Source organism: Candidatus Poribacteria bacterium, from assembly GCA_021295755.1.
GTDB lineage: Bacteria > Poribacteria > WGA-4E > WGA-4E > PCPOR2b > PCPOR2b.
This window is the reverse complement of the sequence record JAGWBT010000062.1, coordinates 2,850-5,097: the sequence shown is the minus strand read 5'-3', so window position 1 is coordinate 5,097 and position 2,248 is coordinate 2,850. Positions and strand designations below refer to the sequence as shown.

Annotated in this window: 3 protein-coding genes; 1 reads left to right on the top strand and 2 read right to left on the bottom strand. The window is 50.0% G+C overall.

Annotated elements, in window-relative coordinates; all coding sequences use genetic code 11:
* Positions 1-386, bottom strand: a 386-nt coding sequence (locus J4G02_10570) for an FAD-dependent oxidoreductase (GenBank protein MCE2395018.1), incomplete at its 3' end; no start/stop codon positions are given.
* On the bottom strand, positions 337-1,095 hold the full coding sequence (locus J4G02_10565) for an FAD-dependent oxidoreductase (protein ID MCE2395017.1): 759 nt from the start codon (positions 1,093-1,095) through the stop codon (positions 337-339). The genes J4G02_10570 and J4G02_10565, both read right to left, overlap by 50 nt.
* Positions 1,096-1,851: 756 nt before the next feature.
* On the opposite strand from J4G02_10565, the gene J4G02_10560 reads away from it, so the two are divergent.
* Positions 1,852-2,154: an RNA-binding protein gene (locus J4G02_10560; GenBank protein MCE2395016.1), complete on the top strand. Its 303-nt coding sequence runs from the start codon at positions 1,852-1,854 to the stop codon at positions 2,152-2,154.
* Positions 2,155-2,248: the final 94 nt, after the last annotated feature.

Genomic DNA, 2,248 nt, shown 5'->3' with positions numbered 1-2,248 from the left:
ATCGACTGATCCCAATGCCCATCCACTATCAGTTCTTTGATAATTTTTGCCGTTATCGGACTGCCAGTGATGCCCATCGTAAAGTGTCCCGCCGCAACCGAGACATTCTCCCATCCGGGAAGCCCTCCAATCGCAGGAAGTCCATCCTCACAGAAAGGACGTAACCCCGACCACATCCTTTCGACCCGCCCTTCGCTCAAGGCGGGGACAACCGCCGTCCCCCTTTCTAACAGATCCGCGATCGCTTCGGGGGTGTTACGCTTATCGAAGCCGACATGCTCAACCGTCGCCCCGACATGGACCGAGCCATCTGCACGGGGGACTAGTGCCCCGTTGCTAGAATTGATGGGATGGTGAAGCAGACGCGGAATAGTTGTGACCGCCAACATCTGTCCACGCGCAGGAATGACAGGGATGGTTATATCCAACACTTCGCAGAAAACACGGCTCCACGCCCCGGTCGCTCCACGCCCCGGTCGCTATCACGAGATGTCCGGCAGAAATCTCCCCTTCGTTTGTCTGGATCCCCAAAAAGCGTCCGTTTTCTCGTCTCACACCGGTTGCAAGACATCCTTCATGGAATCGAGCATTTCGCACGGAAGCACCTCTGGCGAGTGCGAGGACCAAGCGGCCATTGTTGATGTAAGCCTCATCGTGGGAAAGGATACCCCCACAAACTGCCGGTGCTAATGCAGGCTCAAGGGAATGTAGCTCTGTTGCATCCAACCACGTTATCGCCATCCCAAAGGCTTCCCCCAACTTTTGAAACTGCGAAACCGTTTCCTCTTCTTCGTTCAGAGCAACCCTCAGAATCCCAGACGGTATATACTCAACACTGATACCTGTCTCCTCTTCGAGTTCGGGCACAAGCGCAGGAAACATCTTCGTCGAAGCCAAGTGGAGTTCAAAAAGTGCGCGTTCCTCCTCCGCCATGTGCAGGGGCACCAACAGCCCGGCAGCTGCGCTGGAGGCTTCCGCACCTACCTGCCCCTTTTCTACCACCACCACCTCAAGTCCCGCTTTTGACAGCTCGTAAGCGATGAAGCATCCAATGACCCCGCCGCCGACCACGATTACATCTGCCGTTTGATTCATCCGCCTCTCCTTCCATTACGATAATCATTATCTGCAAAATCTTACAGCCTATTGATTATCCCACATTATGACCGACTTTTCAATGCTGAAAACGTAGAGCAACTCACATCTCGGAAAATTTTGTACAACAGAAGTTTCTTCTGGATGTTTATGCTATCTTGACTTATAATATTATTGAGAAATGATGTCAAGCAGGCTCAATGCCGCTAGAAATATGTAACTAGTAGATGAGCAAAGGATTGAGGCAAGATCGAAATTGGCACGAATTTCCTCAACCATTACTGCTTGACAGTCATCGGAGTAACATCTACCAATGCTCTGCTGTTTTGCGAATTGCTAAGTGCAACGGTTAAAGTCGATTGGGGAACATGAGAGTCCTTGAATTCCTGTTCTCATTTTTCTCCAACGAAAATCATTCACGATGGCGTTTCTCTGTGAGACCACAACGTAGTATCTCACAGCGTTTAAGGTATCACGTCACTTTTAATGAAATGGCGTCAATAAAAACTCAGAGACGACGATGTTATCTGACAGATGCCCGACCTCTCAAGTCCCACGATGCGGGGAGAGGTGATGGCACACACGGAATGTGGTGGTCCTATCAAGGGGTAAGCTATAAGATGGCACGGTGTCGATTCATCGATGAACTGTGCACCACTCGAATGTACAGTCGATGAGGGGGAAGCCAACCTCCGTGTCCAAAGTCCAGAAACATTTGCAAATTTTGAACAACATCTTTTCAGAGAGGTAATTCAGATGAATATTTACGTCGGTAATCTGTCATATGATGCCACGGATGATGACTTACGAGATGCTTTTGAAAGCTACGGAACGGTTGACACCGCCAACGTCATTCGGGACCACTACAGTGGAAGGTCAAGAGGATTTGGATTCGTCGAAATGCCCGATCAAGCTGAGGCGGAAGCGGCGATTGCCGGATTGGATGGACAGGAGATTGCTGGACGTCCTGTGAAAGTAAACGAGGCTCGTCCTCGGCCCCCACGTGGTGAGAGGCGTGGCGGTGGCAGACGCGACGATGATGACCGCGATAGATGGTAAACACCATCTTCGTTTGATAGTTTCACAAAAAACACCGGGTCAAATTATTTGCCCGGTGCTTTTTTTATTTATGGTGAATTCTAAAAATAAATAG

Excerpts from the sequence above, each read along its gene's own strand:
- J4G02_10565 (MCE2395017.1), bottom strand. The coding sequence starts at position 1,095 with ATGAATCAAACGGCAGATGTAATCGTGGTCGGCGGCGGGGTCATTGGA.
- J4G02_10560 (MCE2395016.1), top strand. The coding sequence starts at position 1,852 with ATGAATATTTACGTCGGTAATCTGTCATATGATGCCACGGATGATGAC.